This is a genomic window from Pseudomonas sp. NFACC51, from assembly GCF_900103575.1.
GTDB classification, from domain to species: domain Bacteria; phylum Pseudomonadota; class Gammaproteobacteria; order Pseudomonadales; family Pseudomonadaceae; genus Aquipseudomonas; species Aquipseudomonas fluorescens_Q.
Map to the genome: position 1 here is coordinate 108,229 of NZ_FMXH01000010.1, position 25,938 is coordinate 134,166.

The following is a 25,938-nucleotide window of genomic DNA, read 5'->3' on the forward strand; positions in this document are numbered from 1 at the left end:
GGTCTTGCACACTTTCTTTCTTAGGAGACGTGATGTCAAATCGACATAAGCCGCATGTGGCAATGATCATCCCGGATAACGCCTCCACATTTCATCGTATTTCGCGCTGACACCGCCGGAGTTGCGACGTGGCACTTCATCGATATCCTCGGAAATCTGGGTGATCACCGCTCTCAGTTCCACCCCTTCAAACCACCGCGCCGGGATAGCGGCGGAACCGTATTGGATCCCCAAAAAATGACCTGCAATCATTCCGGTGCTGTCGCTGTCACCGCTATGGTTCACGGCGCTGATGATGCCTTGCTCGAATGAAGTGGCGGTAAGGGCGCACCAGATACCAATGGCGAGTGCTTCTTCAGCGACCCAACCGCCACCGAGCTCATCGATGCGTTGTGGCGTGGGGAGATAGCCTTCGTAGTAATAGAACAACACGCGTTCAAGGATGGTGCGGGTTTCTTCCAGGCCTGTTTTGTGGCCGTGGGTGGCAAGGCTTTCTGTGAGGGCGCGTTCGAGGCTGTCCTGCCGGTCAGCCATGCGCTGTAGAATGTCGGCGAACAGGCCTGCCGCAAGGTAGCCCGTTGGGTGACCGTGGGTTAGGCGACCGGATTCTGCGGCGTAATCGAACGCGTTGCCGAAGAAGGCGCAGGGTGCGACGCGCATGACCGCTCCACAGCCCTTACTGTTATTTTCAGCGAGAACACCTAGGCACTTGCTCGCTTTTAATGCGCTGAGACAAGTGTTGCCCGGCGCTCTTCTCGACCACAACAAGCGCTCTTTGATAAGCCAACCATCCTGGCTGACTGACGTTGCCGGCCGGTAGCCTTGGGTGAGCAGCCAGCGCAGTAGCGAGTGATGGATGCTGCTGGGCACATGACAGATGCCACGTGAGCTGCCGCGAACGTAAGCGCGCAGAAGGCCTTCGGCAGTGAAGAGCATCATTTGCGTGTCGTCGGTGATCGCACCGGTGATGCCGTAGACAGGAACAAAATCGACGATCCCGGACGGACCGAATTCCGCTTCGATGGCCGACCATTCGAGAAACTCGACGGGTGCGCCCAGAGCATCACCGACAGCGCCGCCCAGCAAACAGCCTTTGATTCGTTCGAGCCTATTCATGTCTGCTTCCTTACGGTGCGGGAATCAATGCTTGCAGCAGCACCATCTTTCTTTTCAGCTGCTCGACATGTGCTTTTTCTGCTCTGAGAGCAGAGCGCAGTTCCTTGTTTTCCATTTCCCAGGTTCGGGCCCAGCGAGTTGCAGTCCGACAGACAAGCATCATCTGCCAGATGCCACGCAGCCGCAGGTACTGGAACAACAAGATCAAAAGGATCAGCCCGAGCAACGCCAGCGCACCTGCCGAAACCATATCCAACGTGTTCATATCCATTTCCTTAGTGAGTTCGAACGACTTCGAAGACAGATAAAATATATGTAGTGATAAGCGACAGGTCTAGAATGTAGACTTATACAGGTAAACAAAACGAGCAGATGGAGTGGTCATGAAACGCACACAAGACATCAAACAAGTCCGATGGGATCTGGCACTTCGCTATCGTTTAATCGAAACCGTTGCATGGTGGGAGGGCCGCCTGACCACAGGGCACTTGATCCAGAGCTTCGGGATCAGTCGTCAGCAGGCGTCGAAGGACATCAACACCTACATAACGGACCATGCGCCTAAAAATCTTACATATGACAAGCATCTCAAGGGCTATGTACCAAGCAAGCAGTTCAAGCTGCGGTTCATTGACGACAGTGCCAACGCCTATCTGCACCTGCTGAACCAGACCCATTCTCGCGCACCGCATGTGGAAGGCCTGGCACTGGCCTACGCACACACCATGGTCCTGGAAGTGCCGGACCGGACGATTCGACCCGAAGTGTTGCGCCCGCTGCTCAAGGCTTGCCGCGATAGCGAGGTGATTGAAATCGAGTACGTTTCGCTCGCCAACCCGAACCCGGAAATTCGCCTGATCGCGCCGCACACGCTGATTTACACCGGCATGCGCTGGCATGTGCGGGCGTACTGCGAGAAGAATCGTGAGTACCGGGATTTTGTATTAAGTCGTTTGCGCGGCCAACCGGAGTTCGAGCGCAAGACCGAGAACCTCATAGGAGACGATGAAGACTGGAACACCGAAGTGGCCGTGATCATCGAGCCCGACTCACGCCTCAAGCCGGAACAGAAGGCGATCATCGAAGCCGACTTCGGGATGATGGATGGTGTGCTGGTCATTCCAACACGCAGGGCGTTGGTCAAGTACGTGTTACAACGCTTTCAGATCGATCCGAAGAAACTCGACCCCAAACCCGCCGCACAGCAGATCGTGGTGAAGAACCTGGATGAGTTGAAGCCTTGGTTGTATGAGTGATCTAACAGCTACTGACTCAATGCGTGACACAGCGCGTCACGCATTGAGTCAGTTCCGGAAACGGGTTGCGAGAGGGCGACACTGAGCCCCCTTTGCCCCTTGCGTAAGATTTCACACTCCGCCTCCATTGACTTGTACTGCCGATACACCTCATACCCTTTCTTTGCGATAACAACGATTCCGACAGCAGCCAGAATATCTTTCAGCACGTGACGCCCTCCATTGTTCGATGGCTGGTGCATGCTCATGGGGGAACGACAGATTGCGTCGCACTGAACTACAACTGCAGATGACTCACTTACAGGTAACCTCATTTGCAGTGCAAACCGGTGGAGTCCTCAGCCGATGGCATTCCAAACAGTATTCCACTACAAAAGTCAGTAATATATTTTTATTTTAAATCAATAACATACAGAACCTGTTCAAATTACCCCGGCCCACCATTTCATCATCTAAAGGCGTCCACGGACGTCTTTTTTTGTGCCTGGAATTCAGTAAATACGGGGTTTCAGGGCTATTGGCTTCCACAGAAGCTTTTTGAGTTCCAGGCGTTTTGGTATCCCGAGCCCACTGGTGCTATTTTTGGGATACCAAAACGGTGTCAAAGGTAGCTCTCATGCCTACTAATGCAGCCCGCCTATCAGACCGCCAACTCAAGGCAGTCAAGGCAACAGGAAAAGACTTCGTTCTCACTGACGGCGACGGCCTTCAACTCAGGGTCAGAGCTAGTAGCACATCGAAAGACGCCCACGAACGCCTTTTTTGTGCCTGAAACCCAGTAAATACAAAACCTTAAGCCCCATCAAGCTCCATAGCACCTCACACAGATCCATTCTGAAAAATGTACTCCAAGCCTGTGACTTGTGAATTTTGTAATCCACGAACAGCGTTGAAGTACCCATCGATACGACGAGACAACAGTGCACCGGCCTGTGCGGGTAATGGCTTACCACACGCCGCTCGTCTTACTCACGCCTTGCGGCGCCAACATCAAGCGTGCGGGTGCGTCTCTCGCCGTCCAATTGTTCAGGACCAGAAATCCCCAGGTCACGTTGATAAAGGCGTCCTTGCGTTTGCAGCGAGTCAGCATTTGAGCTGGCGCATCGCCAACAACGGTAGCAAAATGCCACAATCTCGCTAATATCGCTTCGAAGAGATCTCCATGAACGACTTGACAAGTCCCAATTAAAGCTTGTCTGCCCCATGCCGATATCGTGCAGTAGATCTGATCTCAGGCACTCACGCCTACACGCACAAGGAAGTTGCGAATGTCTGTGGCCCTCCTGACTTATCCCCGTCTCATCGCTCTTCTTGTATCCCTCGGCCTTGCCGCTGAACGACTGTCCGCAACCCGGCTGACGTCGCGGTGAGTGCCTCCACGCCGCTGCTTATACGATCCAGATGTCATGTGCGACACAATTTGTCGTGTGCATGTTCGACATTGACTCGTCTTGTTTTACATCTAACCAGCGAGAGATATCCCCATGCATGAGTCCTTCTGTCCGTCGCAGAAACGCTCGAAGAAACCCACTCTGTTTTTGGCCATCGACATGTGGGGGATTGAGGGTGAGTACGCCGACGGAAACTGGCATGTCCTGCTTCACAGGTTCGCTCTGGACTGGAGCAAGAAACATCCGGACCAGGCACCAGCAACGCTATGGTCAAGTGTTCAACCCTGCAGCCTTTTCGCCAATGGATCGTCTTGCTATGTCTCCGGCAGTTCTAGGTTGCCCGATGCGTTTTTTCAGCAACTAGAGAGCTTTCTACGCTCAGAGTTCGGTAACTGCGCCCGTATTGGTGGAGAAATCCAGGTCAATCCGGATGAGTGGCGGGTGTACCTGCACTTTGAGAACGGCGCAGTCTGGGAGAAATACAACGGCTATGAATGGAGGGAGCTCAAGTTGTGAAACGACTGGAGCCCCTCCCCCACAACGATGCCCATAAACGTTTTTGATATACGTAAGGATTCGTACTGATCATGTTGAAAACCCAAAGCACTTATCTCAACTATCTGAAATCCATTCTGCCGCTCATTGTAGAAACCTCGATCCAGCCCGATGAGGTGACTCGGCTGCAGAACGATATCGAACATACCGAATTGCTCGTCCCCGTCATTGGTGCGTTCAGCGCCGGCAAGAGCAGCTTGCTGAATGCTTTCCTTGGCGAAAACGTCCTAGGTATTGGCCTGACTCCCGAAACCGAGTTAGCCACTGAGTTGCGATACAGCAATGACCCGCATCTCCTGGCCATTCGCCTGGATGGCAGTAGTGAACGCCTGGACGTCAGCGCTCTTGCCGGTATCAAGACACGCGCCAACGAGTTCACTCACCTTCAGTTGTATCTGGATAACCCGCGACTCAAAGCCTCGCCCTCACTGGTGCTGGTTGACATGCCCGGGTTCGGCTCCTCATTGGCCAACCACAACAAAGCGATCGCGTACTACCTGCCCCGTGGCGTGCACTTCATCGTGGTGACCAGCGTGGAAGACGGCAACATCACTCAGTCGATGTTGCGTCAACTGGATGACCTGCAGACTTACGGGCGTGATTTCACGTTCCTGCTGAACAAGGTCAACCTGCGCTCGGACGAGCAAGTGCAAGAAGTCGCGGAGTTGGTCGACGAGCAGATCCGGATCAACTTTGTCGACACGCGCCCCCTGGTCAAGGTGGGGCTCGACGGTGAAGTCCAGCTGGGCGAAGTGCTTGCACGCCTTCAACCCGAACAAATCGTTCGCCAGGTGTTTGAAGATCGATTGAAAGATCTGACCCATTCACTGCTTAGCCAGATCAACCTTGCGCTGACCTCACTGAAAAAAAACCAGGCCGAAAATCAACATGCCTTGAGCGAGCTGGCCAATGGTATTCGGCAGATCGAGCGTAAACGCGACGGCATTCTTGAAGACCTGCGCGACAAGCAGCTGGACCGTGCCGTAGACAGCTGCCTCAATGCGGTCGGCCGTGAACTTGATAACGCTCAGTCGGAATTGGTCAGTGCCGGCCTGGCGGGTAATCAGGACGCTTTCTCGCGGATCGTATCTGAAGTGGTCCGAAGCTCGATGACCCGTACCATCAAGGAGCAGATGGACATTCTCAGCCGCTCCGTCGTCACCGACTTTGCGCAAGCCGTGGGTGACCTGGGCAAAAGCATGGGCCAGTTCAGCAATGATCCTAACTGGCTGGGTCAGATCACCGACAGGATCAACCGAACCCTGCACAAAACCGGAGAGACCCTGGGCCACTGGAGCAAATCGCTGGCCGAGCGCAATACACACGAACTGGAAAGACTGAAAAAAGAAAGCGGCTGGAAGGAAGGAAACCCGCTACCAAAAGTGAGCTATCAAGGCCTGGCCACCGTGCTGGCAGTCACTACGTCGGTAGTCAATCCGCTGCTCGAGCTGGCCATCATCTTCCTTCCGCAAATTCTGGCCTTCTTCAATGAGGGACGTCAGCGCGAGCAACTCCGGCAAAAAGTGATCAATGAAATCATTCCTTCGGTTAAACGGGAATTGCGTGATCGTCTGCCCGTTTTGCTCGCCGAACAGATGGAAGTGCTGGTAACCCAAGTCAGCGTGGAGTTCGAGCGCGAAATCGGTGAAAAGCAGAAGCTCATTGATGAACTGGTCGCCAGCCGCAATCACGATGCCGAGGCGGCTGAGCATCAGATCGCGCTGCTAACCCGCGCCAGAGAACAACTGCAACAACTCGCCAAACAAGCCCTCTACGAGTCGCAGCAATGAACGCACAGCACGTCCTGGATCTGAACCAACGCCTCCATCAATGGATGGAAAAGTACAGCCCGGAGCTGGAAAAAGACATCGCTCAATGGCTACGCAAGCATGCCATCGACCGGACCGAGGACCTGAAAAAGGCCTTCAGCAAACTGGCCGAAGAGAATCGTTTGCTGCAGATCGGCGTCGTGGGTCGAGTCAAGGCCGGCAAGTCTTCATTGCTCAACGCCCTGATCTTCGACGGTCATGCGATTCTGCCCAGGGCTGCCACCCCGATGACAGCCGCGCTGACCACCCTGACCCATGGCGACACCTTTGGTGCCGAGGTTCAGTTCTACAGCGCGGCTGACCGGGAAAATATCGAGCAAAACGCCCTGCGTTACGAGCAACGACTTCGCGAAGAAAAGTCTCGCGCCTACGAAACGCTAAGCCAGCGTCGTCAGCGCAGTGGCGGACACGTAGAAGACGAACAGTTCCATGCCGACGTCGAGAAAACTGCCCGGCGAGCCCTGCAAGGCGAACATGCGCTGGCGGCCGCCCATGACCAGTGGCAGAGCATTCGCAGCTCCAGTGTCGATTTCAAATCCCTCGACAGTCTGGGCCGCCTGCAGGCAACTGATGCTCAGGCATTGGCCGACAAGTTGCTGGAGTATGTTGGCGTCGGAGGCAACTACATGCCGTTGACCAAAAGCGTAGATATCTTCCTGCCGCTGGACTCCTTGCGTAACGTGCGCATCATCGACACCCCGGGATTAAACGACCCTGTGCAGTCTCGCGAGGAGCGCACGACCGCCCTGCTCAAGAACTGCGATGTGGTCTTTATCGTCAGCCCTGCCGGCCAGTTTCTCAGTGAGCAGGACATCGAGATGATGAGCCGGATCACCCAGAAAGAGGGCGTCCAGGAACTGGTGTTGATCGCCAGCCAGGTCGACAATCAACTGTATGGCAGCGACACCCGCCAGCCTACGCTTCAGGGATCGCTGGACAAGATCACTCAGACGCTCAGCGCGCACATGGTCGATACCCTGCAACGCTTGAAGGTCCAGCATCCGGAGATCGGTGCGACTTTCGACAACCTGATCGATAACGGTGCTGGCAAGGTCCTGCACACCTCGGGCATGTGTCACAGCCTTTCGGTACGTTTTGACCAACAAGGCGAATGGGACAGCGGCGAGCAAAAGGCGTGGGAAAACCTTCAAGCAAATTACCCTGACTTCTTTACGCCAGAGCATACCGAACGTTGCCGAGGCAATCTCGACCTGCTGGCCAACACCGAAGCGCTGCGGGCGGTGCTAGACAGCGTCCGCGCGCAGAAAGATCGCATTATCGAAGATCGACGCGCGGAACTCATTCGTGCCAAATCCTCGGCAATGGAAGCGTTCCGGGCCGACTTGCTGAACTTTACCCAGGCCAAGTATCAGGAAGTCCGCAATGCCGATATCGAGGACCTGAAGGCTCAGCGGCGCAAGCTGTCCAGCTTGATGACAGTGGGTTCCTATGAGCTCGATGGGGTCTTGAACAAATGCGTCGAAGAGTTCCGCGAACAATTGGAAGCGGTTCTGTTCAAAAAACTGGAAAAAGCCTATGGCCTCACGCAGACGGCGGTAGATGCGTCGGTGGAAGAAAAAGAAGATAAGAGGGAGGTGGTGCGCGACAGTCTCGCCGCCAAAACAGCGAATTGGTTGTGGGGGGGCGGTCTTGAAACTCGTTATTACACGGTATTCAAACTGTTCTGGGGCAAGGTCTATACAGCACTCGAGGATTTCGTCGAAGGCCTGGCAGATACGCTCAGAGCCTCGAGTAAATCACTGACTGACGAGTTCCGCGAAAAGCTCGTCAGGGAGTCGACCAAAGCAGCCAGGCAGCATCTTGGCGAAGACATGGACCCGGCACTGATCATCCATACCAGCCAAGGTCTGGTGTCAAATTTCACGATTCCGGCGTTTGAGCTAAACAGCCAAGAACTGCGCAAGCTCAAACGCAGCGGTACGTGTTTGCGAGATGACGAAGCGCGAGACTTTCTCGATGAGGCCAACCATCTCTTGGACAAACTCAAGAGACAGGCCAAACAGCAAATACGTTTTTTCAAGAAAGACGTCACTGAAAACCTGCCTCCTTCCTATGGCAAAGCCTTCTTCCAGGACATGCAAGACCGTATCGAACAGCTGGAAGAACAGGTCGGCAATGCGTTGCTTACCCTGGACCGCCTGCAACGCATGGCCAAGGAACTGGAGGCGGCATGAAGACTGAATTGTTTCCTTCGGAGCTGACCACCCAACTGGATAAATTAGGCCAATTGTTCATTCGGCGTCGCAAGCGGCTGCGTGACAGCGTGGTCGAAACGCTCCTGGCTGCGGATAATCAGCACGATGTGTTGACCCGAGAATACCAGGGTACCGTGGCGCGTCTTGAGGCCCTGACTGCCGACCATGGACAACTGATCGAGCGCCAGGCCAACACCGCCGCCGAGCTGAACGACACCCGGCAAGCCTTGCATGAGGTGCAGCAGTCGCTGGAGCAGGCCAATACTGAGCATAAACAGACTCAGCAGACGGCGCGGCTGCGCTTCGACAGCTTGTCGACGCGGCATGCGGAACTGGTGCAGGAACGTAACAGCATCGAAGACGCTCGCCAGATCCTCGAACACAACCTCGAGCAAACACGCCTTGAACTGAAAGCCCGTACCGAAGCACTCAAAGCGTCGGATCAGCGGAACGAGGCACTGACCCAAGAGCACCGAAACACCCTGGAGCATCTTGGCACCCTGACAGCGGAACATGGGCAACTGACCGAGCGCCAAGCCCGAACCACTGCCGAGCTGACCAGCACCCGGCAGGCACTCGAAGGCGAACAACAAGCGCTGGAACAGACTCGCCAGGAACTGCAAGCCAGCATCGGGGCGCACGAAACACTGCGACAGATCCATGAAGAGGAACAGCAACAGCACGCTCAGCTCGCGGAAGAATTTCAGGCATTGAATCAGCGGCACGGGGATACCTGGACGCGCTTTCAGCTCATTTCCCGGCTACTCGCCGCTCGTCCTCGAGAAAGTGCTGGACTGGCCCGTTTCAGAGAGTTGCTGGCGAACGATTACATGGTGTTCGCAGACGGTGAGTCGTCCCTGGCCGCCGAAGCCAAAGCCCTCACGATGTTGCAGTCGATCCAGCAGGAACTGGCCTTGCTCGTAGGCTTCCCAGACGTTCATGAGCGCACCATCGTCGGCATTGTCGGTGGTTTCAGCAGTGGCAAGTCCGAGTTCATCAACAGTTTCATCCGTGACCCCGAGGTGCGCCTGGCGGTCGGTATGCAGCCAGTCACCGCTATCCCCAGCTACGTGCTGGCGACAGATGAGCGGATGATTCGCGGATACTCCGCGAACGGTGGTCATATCAAACTGGACGTGGATTTCTACAAAAGCATCTCCCATGCCTTCATCAACTCGTTCAGTTTCGACTTGAAGAGCCTGATGCCGTTCATGTGCGTGGGTGTTCAGATGAACCCAGAGTACTTCAGCAACATTTGCTTCATCGACACGCCCGGCTATAACCCGCCGGCGACGGCGGCCGAACACAGCCAGGGAGACAAACGCACCGCCATCCAGTTTGCCCAGCAGTCCGACGCGATCGTCTGGCTGATCGGCCTCGACTCCAACGGCACAGTACCTGACTCAGACCTGGAGTTTATCCATCAGATCGGCGTCGATCAGCGGTCGGTCTATATCGTTCTGACCAAGGCTGACCTCAAATCCGAAGACGACATCGAATACGTCATGGATGAGGTCCAGGACATTCTACAATCGGAGGGAATTGCTGTCGCCGGGATCAGCGCGTATAGCTCCACCCTGCGCACCGAAGTGGCTTATCGGGACGTGCCACTGCTGGAATATTTCTCCCGGATCAACCTGCAAGGGGATGCACGTCAGCACCTGGATGGGCGCCTGCGCGAAGTGTTCTCGATGTATGACGAGGCCATTCAGGCCGATATCAGCGCGATGCGCGCGCAAAAAACAGCCATCAATGGACTGCGGCTCGACAGCCTGGAAATCGGGGGCAAGGATGTTTATGAGCGAATGCTCGGCCCCATCGACAAACTCGACAGCAAGCTGGATACGGCACCATTGGAGCGCTGGCTCAAGGAGTCACGGCGCCTGTTCGAGGCCTTCAACGATGCCGTCCGGCTGACCGCGCAAGTGCCTGAAACCGAGGTGTAGGAGCGGATGTGGCGCCAGCCCTTTCGCTGCGCGAACCGATCATAGAATCATCACTCACACTCACCATTCGTAGAGAGCACACCGTGCCGGATAAATGCATTTGAAAAGGATGACTCATCATCCAATTCCGACGCCTGCTATCCGGCCGTGCAGGCTTGGGGGCGCGCCCCTCAATCCCTGCCACTGGCGGCCTTGCGCCAAACATCATTCTCCCGCTCCATTCGCTTGTACTTCTGGTAAAGATCGACGCTCTTTTTGAGCACCACGACCAAACCCACGGTTGCCAGTACATTTTTCAGCATTGCCATTCCTCTGCGGTCCATGTTGTGGGCCCCAGACTGAGACACAGGCACGACAGATTGTGTCGGGCCTGAATGTTCACGACCTCCCTGTCACCACGACACATTCTGACCAGCCCTCATCCCATCCTGCCTTCTTCATAGCAACAGGATAGTCAGCATGGGAACCCGACTCACCCCCTTCGCCCACGACAGCCGCCGCGCTGCCGATACTTGCGCACTCTCGCTGAAGTGGAGTTTCCAACTGCTGCTGGATCTGGGAGGGCATCGAAACTTAATAAGTCGACACGGGCTCAACGATGATGATCTGGCTCGTGAGCTTGGTCTGGCCAAATGGGTAGACCATGTCGACGAGTACAATCCGGCCCTTGTCTTGTCTGCCTTGCGCCGAAGCGCGCGTTCGTTCCAGACAAGTCATCCGGATACGCCATACCCGGACCGCCTGGGGAGCAACCTCGAGGCATTGGGAGAACTATTGGGGCTGGCAGACGCAGAATTGCGAATACTGGGATTTTGCGTGCTGATGCATATCGACCCAGTGCTCAGCGATGCCACCGATCAGTTGGGCATGGTGGGATTGAACCGTGCCATGAAAGTCCTGGCGGTTTTGTTGGGCCTGCAACTGACCGACGTCGAGGCCTGTTTGGCGAACAACAGCCCATTGATCCAAGCAGGCTTGTTGGAGCTGGGAAGCAACTCCCGCGCGTCGACGGCACTGAACTCGATGTTGACGGTGAGCAATCAGGCACTTCCCGGGCTGCTGCGGTTCAGCAAAGGCACATCGCTGGATTTGTTTGCGTATGCCTTCCGCCCAAGCCCGCCAGGCAGCTTGAGCCTGGCGCACTACCGACACATCAAACAGCCACTGAACATCGCTGAACGCTACTTGGCCAAAGCGTTGGCTCAAGGCCGTCAAGGCGTGAATATTCTGCTTTATGGTCCGCCGGGCACCGGCAAGACCCAGCTCAGTCGATTGCTCGCCAAGCGCTTGAACAGCGCGCTTTATGAAGTGGCCTGCACGGACAGCGATGGTGACCCCGTGCAGGCCAAACAGCGCCTGTGCTCGTTACGTGCAGCCAACAGCGTGCTGCGCTCGCAACGGGCCCTGCTCGTACTGGACGAGATCGAAGACATTTTTCAAACGGCCAGCACCGACGCTCATAATCGTTCGCAAAAGGGCTGGATCAATCGCATGCTGGAGGAGAATGCGCTGCCCTGTTTCTGGTTGAGCAACAGCATTGAAGCGATCGACGCGGCACATTTACGTCGCTTCGACCTGGTGATCGAGATCCCCAACCCACCTCTGGCGCAGCGCAAGCAGATGCTGCGTGAGTGTGGCGAGGGTAAGTTGAGTGAAGCATTGATCGAGCATCTCAGTGCCCATGAACAAGTGACTCCGGCCGTGCTGGAGCGAGCCGTGCGAGTAGGCCGCAACGCAGGAAACCGTGCCGGCAAGACGCTGGATACGACGATCCGTTGCATCGTCGACGGTACACTCAAAGCACAAGGCCTGGAGAAACTGCACAATGACGGCGGCAGCGGCTTGCCGACTTTCTATTCTCCGCAATGGATCAACGCCGACCAGGCGCTTGATGGCCTGGTTGAAGGCCTGCGTATCCATCCCCAGGCACGCCTGTGCTTCTACGGTCCGCCCGGCACGGGTAAAACGGCGTTTGGCCAATGGTTGGCGCAAGAATTGGGCAAGCCACTGATAATCAAGCGTGTCTCCGACCTGGTTTCACCCTATGTCGGAATGACAGAGCAGAATCTGGCGGGCGCCTTCGAACGCGCGCAACAGGAAGACGCGGTGCTGCTGCTCGATGAGGTTGACAGTTTTTTGCAGGACCGGCGCAAGGCACGACAGAGCTGGGAAGTCACCGCGGTCAATGAAATGCTCACGCAAATGGAAAGCTATCAAGGGCTGTTCATTGCCTCGACCAACCTGATGCTCGATCTGGACGAAGCCTCCTTGCGGCGCTTTGATCTAAAGGTTCATTTCGGCTACCTGGCCCCCGCCCAGGCACAGGCATTGTTTGCCGCGCACTTGAAGGCGCTGGCACTGAAAGACCCGCAGCACACCGCAGCCAATCGCTTGCGAGGCGAGCGGCACCTGACCCCAGGTGACTTTGCGGCAGTCGCGCGCCGAGGACGTTTCAAGCCATTCGCCACTGCCGACGAGCTGGCCGGGGCGTTGCTGGCGGAGTGCCGACTCAAGTCCGCCGGCCAGCAGCGCCCAATCGGTTTCATACATTAACCGGACTAAAGGTTGCCCGGTTGTCGCCGATAGGCAGACAACCCGGCAAATTCGCTAGCCGCAGGCCCGCCTCACTATTACAAGGATGATTTCTCTTGCCATCAGCCAAGAACCATACCGCGTTGAGTCGTCAATGGGAGTTGCTGCAACAGTTGCCCAAGCGCGCCCCGGGTATCACGGTGAGTGAATTGCTGACCCGCCTGACGACCGCGGGCTACTCCATCAGTCGCCGCAGTATCGAGCGCGACCTGCGTGACCTGTCCCTGGTGTTTCCGTTGCAGTGCAACGATGGTGGAACGCCCTTCGGTTGGTATTGGAAGCCGGGCGTGAGCGTCGAGTTGCAGGGCATCACCCTGACTGAAGCCGTCAGTCTGGCGCTGGTCGAAGATGCGGTGCGCCCGCTCCTTCCAGCCAGCATGTTGAGCGTGCTGGAACCGCGCTTCGAGCATGCCCGGCAAAAACTCAAAGGCCTCGAAGATGGCAACCCCGCCGCCCGCTGGCCCGACAAAGTTGCGAGCGTTCGGCCGGATTTCAATCTTCGAGCGCCGGACATCCAGGCGGAAATCCTGGAGGCCCTGCAACATGCCCTGATCAGCGAGCAGCAAGTTCATTGTCAGTATTACTCGGCACACACCAACAAACTCAGTGAGCTGACGCTCAACCCCCTGGCGATTGTCCAGCGAGGGCTGATCACCTATCTGATCGCTACCGCCGCGCCGTATACCGATGTCCGTCAGTTCGCGGTTCATCGCTTTCGAGCGGTAACGGTGCTCGACACGCCATGCCAGGGTCTGGAGACATTTGAACTGCAAACGTACCTGGCCACCGACGCTTTGCAGTTTGGCAAACCGGAGAAGATCCAACTCAAGGCCTGGGTGAGCGAACACCAGGCCAGGTTGATTCGAGAAACGCCGTTGAGCACGGACATGGTGCTGGAAGAACGGCCAGAGGGTTTTCAGATGCAAGCTACCGTCAACAATACATGGCAATTGCACTGGTGGATTCTATCGTTGGGCGACTCGTTGGTCGTGCAGGAACCTGCGGCCCTGCGTCAGCAGGTAGGCGATACATTACGCCGCGCAGCGGCGGCTTACGCACCAGAAATCTAGCGCAACCGACGCGACTAGCCCATTTTTTGCTCGACGGCTCAACAAGGCAGGAACACATGCTCACACCCGCCACCCTGAACGACATCGCCTGCCATCTGCGTGATCTGGCCGGCTACGTCGAACGTACACCTATCGATAGCCTCCACGAGGTGTTCATTCCGTTCAGTGAAATCCGCAAAGGCTATCCTGCTCAAGCGTTGGAAACACTTAAGACCTGGTCCTCTTCCAAAGCGCGCTACATCTATCAGATGTCAGTCGACGACGCTGTCTGCGAAGACCTCTATCTGGCATTTGCAGAGGCCAAGGACACGCGCAAGAATGATCGAGCCTATTGCCGCCTGAATCCTGTATCACGCCTGCTGTATGTCGGAAGCTCCGCCAATCTGGATGCGCGGATCAAGCAGCACTTGGGCTTCGGCAATAAAGGCACCTACGCCTTGCAACTGTCCCACTGGCTGCCGGAACGCGAGGGAATGTTGCGCATTCAAGCCTGGCGATTCAGCAAAGAGGTCGACGTTGCCGTGGTCCAGGCGATAGAAGATGGCTTATGGGCCTCGAACCGGCCCATGTTCGGCAGACAGGGCGCTCGTTAAGCCGTGCGCTGACCGTTGAGGACGTCCGCTACGCGCTAGCCTGAGCAAGTAATCGCGGCAGTATTTCTGCCGCTTTACCGACGAGACTGAACTCCCTCTCGCCCTGGATCGATTCTCGCTGCAGGTTGACATGCACCACGAGAGCACCATGCTCCCTGGCGATCAAAGGAATTTTCGCTGCGGGCTGCACCAGTCCCGAAGTGCCCACCGAAAGCAGCAGATCGCAATCTTCGGCAGCGGCCAGCGCTTCACGCCATGCCTGCTCCGGTAGCGCCTCGCCGAACCAGACCACACCCGGCCGGACCTTGCCATTGCAATGCCGACAGCGAGGAGGCTCGACCCTGCGTCCATCTCCAGGTTCATTCAATGGATCGGTAGCCTGCTCATATGGCCGGGCACACGCAAAACAGCGCGGCGAGTGGAGGCTACCGTGCAAATGAATCACGTCATGACAACCCGCACGCTCGTGCAGATCGTCGACATTCTGGGTAACGACCGTCAGCCTGGTGACTCGCCGGGCGAGCTCGGCAATGGCCAAATGGGCGGGATTGGGTTTGGCGGCGAGAACCCTCGAGCGTCGCCATTCATACCATCCCCATACCAGCGCCGGGTCGTTACGAAAGGCATTCGCCGTGGCCAGCGCAGCAGGATCAAAACGCTCCCACAATCCGGTCATGGCGTCGCGGAACGTCGGGATGCCGCTCTCGGCGGAAACACCCGCGCCAGTGAAGACAACCACATGGGACGCATCGCGCAAACGCGGGCCCAGAAACTCGATCATGACCGCCTCCTAGTGTCGTAACCGGCCAAACCATTCAGCCAGCGCACGATCGATTCTATTGGCCGGTCGCAAGGTCAGCGCTTCGTTTCCACACCTCTCGCATCGCTCGAACCAGTCTCCCGGTACAAGGGCATCACTGAGCGGCGCGACCGTTTTCTTCCAGCCACAAGTATCGCAGACAAAGGTGAAAGGTCTTGGTCTTATGGGCATGTCATGACGCCTTCGTCCCGCTTGGTTTACGCCCTAGGCAGCAAGGCCAACAGCATTTCCACCGTGCCTTGTAACCGTCCATCGATACCCGACTCTCAAAACCCATGGTATTTATCTCCTGAGGCAAACGCAGCCCCGGCAGCCAGTCGGTACCAGTGTGTGGCCTTGGCAAAATCTGGCGCCTGGCCATCCATGCCTTTTTCATGCAAACGCCCAAGCGCTTGCGCCGCACACAGGATGTCGCGCTCATAGGCCTGCTCGTAGTAACTGGCCGCCAGGTCCTGGTTAATGCCCATGCCCCGCCCGTACCAGGCTTGCTCGCCAAGATTGAACGCCGCCTCACCCGACCCCAGCACATACGCAAGTTTGAAACATCGGCGAGCGAGGACACTATCGAAAGGGACGCAACGACCGTTGATCCAGAGCCAGCCGAGATCATTGAGCGCATCAGGATCCGAAGCGAGGGCGTCATCGCGTAGCGAACGGTACAGAATGCGTAGCAACGCAGGATCGGCCATAGTAGCCAGGGGGGGCGCGGCCTTGATCGTGAGGTACGCAAGCTTGCCGTCGACCGGCGCTTTCAACAGTCTCAAGGACGGCATGCCAATGTCTGCATCCGCAACGCATGGCGACCGCGACTCGACAAACCGCATGCGCTCGGCATCGGGCAACAGGGCGTCCAAAAGCTGGAATATTTTTTCGTCTGGGCTCATTCGTATAGCCTTCCGGTTGATCATCTCGATAAGCCCCATTATCGAAATGCCGACGTCATTTTGTGTCGCAACCGCATCTCGACACATCCTGTCGTGCCCGATCATCACAATGAAGGCTCATTACCGTTAACCAGAGCCTGAACCTATGAAAACCTACCGAGCCTTCATGCAGCGCGTGGTCGCTACCGCCGGCCCTCAAGCCAACTTCACCATCACCGTTCAGGCGGTGACCTCTGCCATGGCAAAGGTCACCGCTGAAGCGCAGTACCCAGGCTACAAATGCTTGAACGCCCCCACTCAAGTGCGTTGAAGCGTTGCCAGTTCATCTTGCAGTTGCAGCGCCAGTCCACTGGTTCGCTGCACGTTGCGACTCACTGCCCCTTCAAATACGCCCGGACTGGCTTCGACCAAGCTGAACCATTGCTTGGCACGCGTGATGGCGGTGTACAACAGCTCCTTGGTCAGCACAGGGTTCAGCGCATCGGGCAATACCAGGGCCGTATGGTTGAACTCCGAGCCCTGGGACTTGTGCACCGTCATGGCGAAGACCGTCTCGACCTCCACCAGCCGGCTCGGCATCACGAAACGAACACCGCCGCTGCCATCGTTTCGCGGGAAGGCCACACGAAGACCCCGCTCTGCAGAGGGACCCGGTACCCAGAAAGCAATGCCGATGTCACCATTCATCAAGTTCAGGCTGTAATCATTGCGGGTGACCAGTACCGGTCGCCCTTCGTACCAACCCTGGTCCCCCGACAACCACTCACAGCGGCGCAGTTCGGCGGCCACTCGTTGATTCAGTCCCTCGACACCCCAAGGCCCGCGACGCAGCGCACAGAGCAGACGGAACTCATCAAACGCGCCCAATACTTTGCCAGCCCAACCGGCCCAGAGGGCACTGTCCCAGGGAGTGTCTTTCGCAGGACGCTGGTCTCGTAGCTGCTCAAGGTAATGGCGATAACCAGGAGCATCGCCTTTGCCGTTGATAATCAACTCGGTGAGTGCGGCATCATGCTCGCCTCGCAACTTGAGGTTGAACAGCTGAGGCAATTGCTGATCAAGCAGGCTTCGTGCTTCGGCGGCATTTTTCTCATTGACCAGTTTGGCCAGACGCCCAATGCCCTGCTGAGCGTCGAAGCGTCGGGAGTAGCGCAGCATGACGGTTTGCTGGGCCAGCGGATCGCCAGCACCGACTGCCGTTTGCAACCCCGGAGCACTGACCGACTCACCACTGTGGGCCTCCAGCCAGGCCACTGTTTGCTCGCTATAGACGCCGGCTTCAGCGTTGCGACAAAGGTCGCCCAACACGGAGCCTGCATCCACCGATGCCAGCTGATCCTTGTCACCCAACAGAATCAAGCGCGCCTGCCGAGGCAAGGCATCGAGCAAGCAAGCCATCATTTCCAGGTCAATCATCGACGCTTCATCGACCACCAATACATCCAGCTCCAGTGGCTTGTCCCGGTGGTGAATGAAGTTGCGCGAATCCGGTCGACTGCCCAACAGACGGTGCAATGTGGAAACATCCGTCGGGATCGCCTCCTGCACCGGGGCGCTGACCGGCAACTCACGGACGGCCTTGCCAATGGACTCGGACAAGCGTGCTGCTGCCTTGCCGGTGGGGGCGGCGAGACGAATTCGCAGCGGCTTGCCTTCCTCCACGGCCGGTGTTTGCAACAGCCCCAGTAAGCGCACGACCGAGGTGGTCTTGCCGGTGCCGGGGCCACCAGTGATGACACTGAAGTTACCTCGTGCCGCCAGCGCACAGGCAATTTTTTGCCAGTCGCTACGCACTTCACCGTTAACTTCGAAGGTGTCAGGGAACAAGGCATCGAGCCGACTGGAAAGTTTCTCCGGTGTTACCGCGACCACGCTCAAACGGGCGCTCAGCGCCTGAGCAATGCTGCGCTCATGGTTCCAGTAACGACGCAGGTACAGACGCTGTCCGGTCAACACCAGCGGCCGCTCCGGGAATCGCTGCGGCTCGTCCCGATCCTCCACCATCGAGCTCAAGCACAACGCCCGGCGCCATTGCGCGACATCCAGGCCCAGCAACCATTGCGATGGTAATTGGCCGCCCTCCTCCCCTTCGGGAGGTAACGACAACACAAAGTCAGGCGCTTGCAGGGTAGCAACCAAATCCAGGCAGGAATGCCCTCGACCCAGTTGATGACTGGTCATCGCGGCGGCCAGCAACACACTGGCCTGGGCCTGGGGATCCTGTTCAAGTATGAAGGTGGCGAATGAGCGATCCAGTGCTCGCAACCAGCCTCGGTTCACCCAATTGTCGAGTAGATGCAGCAGCTCGCTGCTGTCGGCATCGCCAACGAACAACAGCGGGTGATCAACGTTGCGCTGGCTGTTGCTCAGTTGCTTAAGGGTCTGGCTCATGCGCTGGCCTCCGGGTGCTGGCCCATGAAGAGTTGGTCCAGTTGTTCAATCAACTGCCGTGGCGGTCGCTCGAAATGCACACCATGGGTGGGCGCCTGGTGTCCACGGACGAACAGGTACACCGCCCCGCCCATGTGCTGTTCGTAGTCATACCCGGCAAGGCGCAGCTTGAGCTGGCGATGCAAGGCCAGCAGGTACAGACACAGCTGCAGGTCGTAACGCTTGTCCAGCATGGTTTCGGCCATCGCCTCGGCGTCGTAGGCCTGGTCGTTGCTGCCCAGCCAGTTGGATTTGTAGTCCGCCACGTAGTAGCGACCCTGATGTTCAAACGTCAGGTCGATGAAGCCTTTGAACATGCCGTTCAACTCGTTGGCGGCCAGTACCGGACGCGGTGCACCACCCAACGTGTATTGGCGCACCAGTGCATCGAGGCGCTGAACGTTCACCGACCGGCTGGAAAACCAGAACTCCATCTCCACCTGATAGGTGCTCAGGTTCGAGAGTTTGCACTGGGTACCATTGAATCGCAGGGGCGCATCCAGATAGCTGCCCAACCAGGCGGAAAGTGGCTCGATCCAGTTTTCCCAATCGCGCAGATTGCAGCGACGGGCCACCGTGTTGTGCAGGGTTTGCGGATCGCCGGCGGCCTTGGCGAAGCCTTCTCGGCCGGCCCACTCGAACAAGCCGTGCAAAAAGGTGCCTGGGCCCGCGCCCCGAGGAAAACCATGAATCCCGACTCCTGCGGGCAAGGCTTCAACTTCGCCTTCCTCCTGCAAATTGGCTTCCAGCGCAGTTGCCGGCTCAAGGCTGAAGCCCGGTTCCGCCCCCAGCAGGACATTGCCGTCGGCAATGGCCAAGGCCGAGTAACTGGCAATCCACCAGTTCGCCGCGAGCTTGTGCAAGGGGCGCAAGGCTGGCCCCACCGACGGTGGAGCGGGCGCCGTATTGACATTATCCGATGGTACTGGCGCTGCGCACACCGTAATGTCCGGGCAGCCGCTGGCCAGTGCCTCGACCACGCCGAGCAGACTCTCCGCGGCTATCGGCTTCTCGCCCCCCAGCATGTAACCCAGGCCTGCCTTATGCAAATCTGTCGATTTTCCTCCAGCCTTGGCCCCCTGAGGCGCCACACATATCCAGGTGGCGTAACGGGCTCGCGTCAGGGCAACGTAGAGCAGGCGCATCTCTTCGCCCATGCGCTCATCGTTGGCAAGCGCCTGTGCCGGTTTGGCCAGATCCCCCTTGATCAGCTCGATCACCAGACCCTTGTCGTCGTGGAACATAGGCGGTGTTGTGCTTCGGCCATCGATCGCCCTGGCGCTACAGGCAAATGGCAGCAACACCAATGGGTATTCCAGGCCCTTGGACTTGTGCACGGTGATGACCTTGATCAGGTCTGAATCGCTTTCCAGCCGCAGAATTTCTTCTTCGCTCTGGCCGCCGACCTGCTCGGCGAGGTGGCGGATCAACGCATGTTCGCCATCGAGTTCGGCGGCGCTGCGTTGCAACCATTCGGCCAGATGCAACAGGTTGGTCAAGCGGCGCTCGCCCTGTTCTTCCAGAAGCAAACGGGCCGGTACATTGAACGTGGCAAGCAGCTTGCGCAGCATCGGCAGCACGCCTTGTTGCTGCCACAACACACGAAAATCCCTGAACAGCAGGACCTGTTGCTCCCAGAACAATTCATCCTGGTTCAATTGCTCCAGGTTCTGCCATGACAACCCGACGCTGCGGGTCGCCATTGCAGCACGCACCAGCCGATCGCTGGTGGGTTGAGCGCACGCCCGCAGGATATACAGAAGGTCTTTGGCCTCTTCGCTTTCGAAGACCGAGTCCCTGTCGGAGAGATAAACGCTGGCCAGTTGCCGATGCGCCAGGGCTTTGCGTATGGCTTCAGCCTCCTTGCGATTGCGCACCAGAATGGCGATATCGGCGGGCCGCAAGGCGACGAATTCACCATTGCCTTTCAGCAAACCGGAACGCTCGGTTGCAGCGGGATCAAGCCAAGCCTGAATCGCCGATGCCGAAGCTTCAGCTGCGTTACGCAAATAGGTGGCGTTATTGACCACACCCTCGGTTTTCAGTTGCCAGAACGTCAAGGCAGGTTGATCCGCCCCCTTGATCTGCAACACATCGTCACGCCCATTGGCCTGGACGGTGTTGAACGGCACCGGGTTGCCCTGATCTTCTGTGGCGAACCGAAACGCGCCCCGAGGCTGGGCTTCGGCGTATCGGAAGCAGTGGTTGGCCGCGTCGACCATCGCCTTGGTGGAACGATAGTTGGTCCCCAGTGTGTAATGACGACCAGCCGTTGCCTCGCGCGCCTGGAGGTAGGTGTAGATGTCCGCACCACGGAAGGAATAGATCGCCTGTTTCGGGTCACCGATCATGAACAGGCCGCAGTCATTCAGGTTGTCGGGAATGCGGTAAATGGTTTCGAAGATCCGGTATTGAACCGGATCGGTGTCCTGGAATTCATCGATCAAGGCGACCGGGTACTGCTTGCGAATGGTCTCAGCCAGACGTGGGCCCGACGGGCCTTGCAAGGCCTGGTCAAGTCGATTGAGCAAGTCGTCGAAGCCGATTTCGGCGCGACGGCGCTTTTCTTCATCAAAACGCTCGCGCACTTCATGCAAGGCGTGCAGCAGCAGTTGAGCGCGGATATCAACTTTGGCATCGCGCTGTTCGATCCACAGATCAATCGCCTTGAACGCCTGATGTTCAGGTGCCACGGCCTTTCCATTCAGTGTTATGCCTGTCTGACCGAAGGCGTGCACGTTATGCGGTGCCGGTTGCCCCCTGGACCACTGCGCCAGTTTGTTCAGGAGACCGTTGAAGACGTCATCTTGTTTGATTTTTCTGTAGGTATTGCCACTCATGTGAGGACGAATGCTGCGCAACACCTCCTCAAGTTCGTTCTGATGCTCAAGCCAAAGCTTGCGAGCGTTACGCTCCAGTTCGCCGACTGTTCCGTACCATTCACCCGGTTCTTGAAGTAACGCCTGCAACGAGCCAGGGGTTTCAAGGGGCTGGGTGTTGTATTGATAGGTCGCATCCCGTCGCGTCAGCAACGAACCGAGTGCATCCCCCAGATCCTGTGGGCTTTTGAAACAATCACTGATGGCTCGGGCCTGCTCCACCGGTAACTCATAGAAATGCCGACGCCAATAATCCCTGACCACCTCGGCCAGCAATTCGCTCTGATCGGTCTCCAGTGTCTGAGTGAACAGGCTACCACTGTCGAAGGCATGCTCACGCAACATCCGATAGCACCAACCATGGATGGTCGAGACAGCCGCTTCATCCATCCACTCACCCGCCAGTTGCAGCCGACGCGCGCAATCAGGCCATTCCTGCGGCGGGTACTCGGCACGCAGTTGCTGCAGCAGCTTGTCGTGTTCGCGCTCAGGTTCCAGAAAGCACTGTGCCGCTTCGGTCAAACGCGCACGAATACGGTCGCGCAGTTCTTGAGTCGCGGCATCAGTGAAGGTTACGACCAGAATCTGCGGTGGTGTCAGCAGGTCCTTGAAGGCGGCTTCACCTCCATGACCAAGCACAAGACGCACGTACAACAAGGCGATGGTGAAGGTTTTGCCAGTACCGGCACTCGCCTCGATCAATCGGCTGCCATGCAAGGGAAAGTCGAGGGGGTTGAGATTCAACGGTTTCATTGGTCGCTCCCTGCGCGGCTCGACGAAAGATGATTGAACAGTCCGCCATACAGGCGCGTGGCCCACGAGGCGAAATGACCGGAGGCGCACAGCTGATCGAAGTCAGCGTAGGCACGGCGCAAGGCGAAAGAGCTGTCCACCTCTCCAGTGCGCATGTAGCCCCCGTCGAATGTCTCGCGGGCTTTCTCGGAAGTCGCGTCGTTGTCTTCCCCGCCTTCCCCCACTTCCTCGAGCCAGGCGAATGCGCTTTTGCAGGCGACTGGCAGCGGTTCACGCATGCCCGCCACCCAGGCGTCGAGCAGCGACTGCAACTGTTCTTGTGCCTGTTGCATTGGCATTGGCCGGAACACTACATCCCCGTTCAAGCTGACCAGAATCGTGGTGCAGCCCGGTTCACTCAGTTGCAATGCCAGATGGCGCACCCAGGGACGAACCAGGTTGTGCCAGCGCCAACTGTCGTCGTTGCATAGCTTCTTGCTGTCCAGCTGCAAGTAGGCTCGCTCACCTTGGGCATTGCGGCGAATGCCACCCAGCCAGTCACTCAATCCTGGGGTCGGTTCGTGCGCCGCGATCGTTGCGGCGGTCTGGCCCTCCTCGATTTCCGGCCACGCCTGCAACTGCGCGTGATAACGCTCCAGCATGTCCGGCAGTGGCTCGGCCAATGCCGATGCGCTCAACGTGCCGAAGCCGCTCAGCGGCAACTTGCCTTCACGCTGTAAACGCTGCACATGCAGATCAAGCTCGGCCATCGCGTCCTCAGGTCGGTAGTCCTCTTCTACCCAACGCTTGAGCGCCTGGCTGAGTCGATCCTGGTGTTGCCAGTTCTCAAGGCCGTCGAGCTGAAAGTTTTCATCGTCGCGGCTGGTCAATTCGTCATTGTCGAAATTGACCTTGAGCCGCTGCTGAAAGAACGCCCCGACCGGATCACGCACAAACCCGGCCAGTTGGCGCAGGGTCAATGGCGTGTCTTGCGCGAGCCCGGGCAGCAGGTCGACCGATAGGTTCTCGGCCTGGGAATCATGCACCTCACGCCACTCATGGGAGTAAGTGAATAGCCCATCAGGCCCTGGCTGGTCGGCAAAGTAAGCCGCACTGAAAGGCTGTAGCGGATGTTCCTGAGTCAAGGCGTGCAGCAACGCCTCGGGCGTTGCCGACCGCCAGCCGCTGGCCAGATGATCACGCAGTTGCCCGATTAGCACCGAGGGCACGCGCTCACTGTTGTCGCGGATATTGCGGCCGACCCAACTCACGTACAACTGCTCTCGGGCAGACAACAACGCCTCCAGCAACAGATAGCGATCATCCTCGCGACGCGAGCGATCTCCTGGGCGGTAATCGTTGCGCATCAGGTCGAAATCGACTGGCGACTGTTGGCGCGGATAATCGCCATCGTTCATGCCCAGCAGGCACACCACTTTGAAAGGGATCGCGCGCATCGGCATCAACGTGCAGAAGTTCACTGCACCGGCGAGAAACCGCTGCGACAAGCCGCCCTCCTCTATGCCGGAAAGCCAGGCTTCATGCATCACGCTTAACGGCAAGGGCTCGGCAAACTGCGCGGACTCGCAAGTGCGCAGCCAGTCATCGAGCAGCTTGAGCAATTGGTTGACCAGCAACTCTTCGGCATCCCCCACCGGGCGGAAAAACACCTTCAACAGCGATTGCAGGCGCTCGACCCAGAGTATTGGCGTGGCCGGCTGCTGCAGGTCGTCCCGGGCAATTTCCAGGTGATCGAGCAAGGTCAACAGAGGCCCCGCCAGTGCGGCTTCCAGGCCGGAAACCTCGTCATAGGGCTCGATTCCATTCAGTTCAGGCCCTTGGGCGGCCGCGTAGCCCAACAGCATGCGGCGCATACCAAAGCGCCAAGTGTTTTGCTCCAGGCCCGCAGGCATGTCCAGGCTTTCGCGCTGCTGCGCATCGAGGCCCCAGCGCACACCGGCACCGTCGATCCAGCGCTGCAGGATCGGCACATCCGCTTCCTTGATACCGAAACGCGCCCGCAATGCCGGCACATCTAGCAGGTCGAGAATATCGCTGACGGCAAAACGGCTATGGGGCAGTTTGAGCAAGTGTTCGAGGGCGATCAGCAATGGCTGGCGCCCACGCCGCCCCTGGTCGGCCAGGGTAAACGGCAGATAACGAGGATCATGACGCGGTACCTGGCCGAACACCGCCTCGATATGCGGTGCGTAGGCGTTGATGTCCGGCACCATCACGATCACATCCCGAGGGCTAAGCGCCGGATTGGCACTGAAGCGGGCGAGCAACTGATCATGCAGCACTTCCACTTCACGCTGCGCGCTGTGGACCACGTGGAAGCGCACCGAGCGATCCAGGGCCACGTCGACGGGGCCCCATACTTCGCGGGTTTCCGCCAGAGGACGCAATTCAAGAATGTCGCTTTGCAATTGGCTCAGCAGGCTTGAAGGCTGCTCTGCATTGAACAGATCGATACGTCCGCCGTTCAGGCCCTCGAACAGGTATCGATAACTCGCCGGCTCGTCATAGTGGTCGAGCACATTGATGTAGTCGCGACCTTGCTTACCCCACGCGGCGAGTAAAGGCTGGCCATGTTGGCTCGTCGCCATAGAGGCACTTCTGTTTGGCTGACGGCGATAGGCATGGCCCAACAAGTCTTTGTCAGCGACGATATCGCCCCAGTGATGGCGACAAGGGTTGTGCACACACAGCAACACCTGGCTGTAGCGCGAGAGTATCGCCAGGGCTTCCAGAACCTGTGCCGGCATAGATGAAATGCCAAACACCACCACACGCCGAGGTAACCCATTCGGGGGCGGCCCTGGTTCACGCAGGCGTGCGACAAAACGCTTGTGAACACCGGCACGGCTCTGCTCAAGAGCACCCTCGCCAACATCCGCCAATACTTCACGCCACAGCTCCGCTTGCCACAGATTGTCGGGCTCCAGCGGCTTCACACCGCCTTTGATGTGCTTTAGCTGATCACGCCCAGCCGCCCAGTCCTCCAGCCAGTCGGCCCGATAGACCTGATACTGGTCAAACAGGTCCGCCAGCCGCTCGGAGAGTTGGTAGAGTTTGCGCTGATCGTCATCCTCCTGAAGAAATCGCCGCAAGCTGCTGAAATTGGTTTTACTTAGCAATTGCGGCAGCAAGCGCATGAGTCGCCAACTCAGTGCCGCCTTGTCCAGCGGGGAGGACTCTGGTGTCGTCTCCACCCCCAATACAGACCTGTAGGCCTGCCAAAGGAAACGCGCAGGAAGTTGCACATCCAACGCTGCGGCGATACCGCAGCCACCGTTATCAGGATCTTCAGCCAGCGCCAGCTTCAACCATTGAGCAATGCCGTTGCTGTGCACCAGCACGACTTCGTTTTCCAAAGGAGCCAACGGGTAGCGCTGCATCCAGTTCACAACTAGCTCACGCAAGTCATCCAAGCGATTGCCGTGAATAATCATGAAGCCGGGCTTCAACGAGTCCGCATCCTGCATAAACGCTTCCCTCAGGCATGAACGCTCAGCTCCGCGATACAGAGCAGCAAAAGGCCATCACTTTAATCCGATATGGCTATGTATCACCACCTGTACGAAGGTCTGCACCACCATCCATGGGAACCGAGGATAGGCTCCTCA

The 25,938-nt window shown here is 57.6% G+C and carries 17 protein-coding genes; 9 read left to right on the top strand and 8 right to left on the bottom strand.

Going from position 1 to position 25,938, the window contains the following annotated elements; genetic code table 11:
* Positions 1 to 66: 66 nt before the first annotated feature.
* Complete coding sequence (locus BLT00_RS20230; protein WP_092146148.1) at positions 67 to 1,116, bottom strand: ADP-ribosylglycohydrolase family protein; 1,050 nt, start codon at positions 1,114 to 1,116, stop codon at positions 67 to 69.
* Between the two features lie 10 nt (positions 1,117 to 1,126).
* A complete protein-coding gene (locus BLT00_RS20235; RefSeq protein WP_032902487.1) occupies positions 1,127 to 1,381 on the bottom strand; it encodes a hypothetical protein in 255 nt (84 codons plus the stop codon).
* Between the two features lie 118 nt (positions 1,382 to 1,499).
* Here BLT00_RS20235 and BLT00_RS20240 point away from each other — a divergent pair, with 118 nt between their 5' ends.
* From BLT00_RS20240 to BLT00_RS20265, 5 genes are all read left to right on the top strand, one after another.
* A complete protein-coding gene (locus BLT00_RS20240) occupies positions 1,500 to 2,372 on the top strand; it encodes a BrxR family helix-turn-helix transcriptional regulator (RefSeq protein ID WP_092146150.1) in 873 nt (290 codons plus the stop codon).
* 1,484 nt (positions 2,373 to 3,856) lie between these two features.
* A complete protein-coding gene (locus tag BLT00_RS20250) occupies positions 3,857 to 4,279 on the top strand; it encodes a hypothetical protein (protein WP_092146152.1) in 423 nt (140 codons plus the stop codon).
* A gap of 71 nt (positions 4,280 to 4,350) precedes the next feature.
* The gene (locus BLT00_RS20255) at positions 4,351 to 6,108 is read left to right on the top strand and encodes a dynamin family protein (RefSeq protein ID WP_092146154.1); all 1,758 of its coding nucleotides are present in this window, start codon (positions 4,351 to 4,353) and stop codon (positions 6,106 to 6,108) included.
* The gene (locus BLT00_RS20260; RefSeq protein ID WP_092146156.1) at positions 6,105 to 8,342 is read left to right on the top strand and encodes a dynamin family protein; all 2,238 of its coding nucleotides are present in this window, start codon (positions 6,105 to 6,107) and stop codon (positions 8,340 to 8,342) included. The genes BLT00_RS20255 and BLT00_RS20260 overlap by 4 nt, the downstream gene beginning before the upstream one ends.
* Complete coding sequence (locus BLT00_RS20265) at positions 8,339 to 10,309, top strand: dynamin family protein (protein WP_092146158.1); 1,971 nt, start codon at positions 8,339 to 8,341, stop codon at positions 10,307 to 10,309. The genes BLT00_RS20260 and BLT00_RS20265 overlap by 4 nt, the downstream gene beginning before the upstream one ends.
* Before the next feature lie 170 nt (positions 10,310 to 10,479).
* Here the strand turns inward: BLT00_RS20265 and BLT00_RS31925 are convergent, their stop codons facing one another.
* Complete coding sequence (locus BLT00_RS31925) at positions 10,480 to 10,617, bottom strand: hypothetical protein (RefSeq protein ID WP_158265819.1); 138 nt, start codon at positions 10,615 to 10,617, stop codon at positions 10,480 to 10,482.
* Positions 10,618 to 10,768: 151 nt separating this feature from the next.
* Between BLT00_RS31925 and BLT00_RS20270 the strand changes: the two genes are divergently transcribed.
* The 3 genes from BLT00_RS20270 to BLT00_RS20280 all read left to right on the top strand — a co-directional run bounded on the left by BLT00_RS20270 (position 10,769) and on the right by BLT00_RS20280 (position 14,564).
* Complete coding sequence (locus tag BLT00_RS20270) at positions 10,769 to 12,862, top strand: AAA family ATPase (RefSeq protein WP_092146160.1); 2,094 nt, start codon at positions 10,769 to 10,771, stop codon at positions 12,860 to 12,862.
* A gap of 95 nt (positions 12,863 to 12,957) precedes the next feature.
* On the top strand, positions 12,958 to 13,971 hold the full coding sequence (locus BLT00_RS20275; protein ID WP_072341014.1) for a helix-turn-helix transcriptional regulator: 1,014 nt from the start codon (positions 12,958 to 12,960) through the stop codon (positions 13,969 to 13,971).
* A gap of 56 nt (positions 13,972 to 14,027) precedes the next feature.
* Positions 14,028 to 14,564, top strand: coding sequence for a GIY-YIG nuclease family protein (locus BLT00_RS20280; RefSeq protein ID WP_092146162.1), 537 nt, complete (start codon positions 14,028 to 14,030; stop codon positions 14,562 to 14,564).
* 28 nt (positions 14,565 to 14,592) lie between these two features.
* Here the strand turns inward: BLT00_RS20280 and BLT00_RS20285 are convergent, their stop codons facing one another.
* Positions 14,593 to 15,345: an SIR2 family NAD-dependent protein deacylase gene (locus tag BLT00_RS20285; protein WP_072341008.1), complete on the bottom strand. Its 753-nt coding sequence runs from the start codon at positions 15,343 to 15,345 to the stop codon at positions 14,593 to 14,595.
* 305 nt (positions 15,346 to 15,650) lie between these two features.
* Positions 15,651 to 16,268 (bottom strand): tetratricopeptide repeat protein, encoded by a 618-nt coding sequence (locus tag BLT00_RS20295; RefSeq protein WP_139209648.1) that lies wholly within the window; start codon positions 16,266 to 16,268, stop codon positions 15,651 to 15,653.
* 145 nt (positions 16,269 to 16,413) lie between these two features.
* Between BLT00_RS20295 and BLT00_RS31930 the strand changes: the two genes are divergently transcribed.
* Positions 16,414 to 16,578 carry a hypothetical protein gene (locus BLT00_RS31930; RefSeq protein WP_175456232.1) on the top strand — a complete coding sequence of 55 codons (165 nt, stop codon included), beginning with the start codon at positions 16,414 to 16,416 and terminating at the stop codon, positions 16,576 to 16,578.
* Here BLT00_RS31930 and recD read toward each other — a convergent pair.
* The 3 genes from recD to recC are packed head-to-tail and all read right to left on the bottom strand — an operon-like array spanning position 16,566 to position 25,797.
* Positions 16,566 to 18,659 carry an exodeoxyribonuclease V subunit alpha gene (gene recD / locus BLT00_RS20300; protein ID WP_092146166.1) on the bottom strand — a complete coding sequence of 698 codons (2,094 nt, stop codon included), beginning with the start codon at positions 18,657 to 18,659 and terminating at the stop codon, positions 16,566 to 16,568. The two genes, BLT00_RS31930 and recD, sit on opposite strands and share 13 nt — an antisense overlap.
* Positions 18,656 to 22,330, bottom strand: coding sequence for an exodeoxyribonuclease V subunit beta (gene recB / locus BLT00_RS20305; RefSeq protein WP_092146168.1), 3,675 nt, complete (start codon positions 22,328 to 22,330; stop codon positions 18,656 to 18,658). Before recB ends, recD begins: the two co-directional genes overlap by 4 nt.
* The gene (gene recC / locus BLT00_RS20310; RefSeq protein ID WP_092146170.1) at positions 22,327 to 25,797 is read right to left on the bottom strand and encodes an exodeoxyribonuclease V subunit gamma; all 3,471 of its coding nucleotides are present in this window, start codon (positions 25,795 to 25,797) and stop codon (positions 22,327 to 22,329) included. Before recC ends, recB begins: the two co-directional genes overlap by 4 nt.
* Positions 25,798 to 25,938: the final 141 nt, after the last annotated feature.

Bases quoted from the DNA above. Each gene is read 5' to 3' on its own strand.
- BLT00_RS31925 (WP_158265819.1), bottom strand. From the start codon at position 10,617: ATGGCAATGCTGAAAAATGTACTGGCAACCGTGGGTTTGGTCGTGGTG.
- recC (WP_092146170.1), bottom strand. From the start codon at position 25,797: ATGCAGGATGCGGACTCGTTGAAGCCCGGCTTCATGATTATTCACGGC.
- BLT00_RS20295 (WP_139209648.1), bottom strand. From the start codon at position 16,268: ATGAGCCCAGACGAAAAAATATTCCAGCTTTTGGACGCCCTGTTGCCC.
- BLT00_RS20235 (WP_032902487.1), bottom strand. From the start codon at position 1,381: ATGAACACGTTGGATATGGTTTCGGCAGGTGCGCTGGCGTTGCTCGGG.
- BLT00_RS20285 (WP_072341008.1), bottom strand. From the start codon at position 15,345: ATGATCGAGTTTCTGGGCCCGCGTTTGCGCGATGCGTCCCATGTGGTT.
- BLT00_RS31930 (WP_175456232.1), top strand. From the start codon at position 16,414: ATGAAAACCTACCGAGCCTTCATGCAGCGCGTGGTCGCTACCGCCGGC.
- BLT00_RS20240 (WP_092146150.1), top strand. From the start codon at position 1,500: ATGAAACGCACACAAGACATCAAACAAGTCCGATGGGATCTGGCACTT.
- recD (WP_092146166.1), bottom strand. From the start codon at position 18,659: ATGAGCCAGACCCTTAAGCAACTGAGCAACAGCCAGCGCAACGTTGAT.
- BLT00_RS20255 (WP_092146154.1), top strand. From the start codon at position 4,351: ATGTTGAAAACCCAAAGCACTTATCTCAACTATCTGAAATCCATTCTG.
- BLT00_RS20250 (WP_092146152.1), top strand. From the start codon at position 3,857: ATGCATGAGTCCTTCTGTCCGTCGCAGAAACGCTCGAAGAAACCCACT.
- recB (WP_092146168.1), bottom strand. From the start codon at position 22,330: ATGAAACCGTTGAATCTCAACCCCCTCGACTTTCCCTTGCATGGCAGC.
- BLT00_RS20265 (WP_092146158.1), top strand. From the start codon at position 8,339: ATGAAGACTGAATTGTTTCCTTCGGAGCTGACCACCCAACTGGATAAA.
- BLT00_RS20260 (WP_092146156.1), top strand. From the start codon at position 6,105: ATGAACGCACAGCACGTCCTGGATCTGAACCAACGCCTCCATCAATGG.
- BLT00_RS20270 (WP_092146160.1), top strand. From the start codon at position 10,769: ATGGGAACCCGACTCACCCCCTTCGCCCACGACAGCCGCCGCGCTGCC.
- BLT00_RS20280 (WP_092146162.1), top strand. From the start codon at position 14,028: ATGCTCACACCCGCCACCCTGAACGACATCGCCTGCCATCTGCGTGAT.
- BLT00_RS20230 (WP_092146148.1), bottom strand. From the start codon at position 1,116: ATGAATAGGCTCGAACGAATCAAAGGCTGTTTGCTGGGCGGCGCTGTC.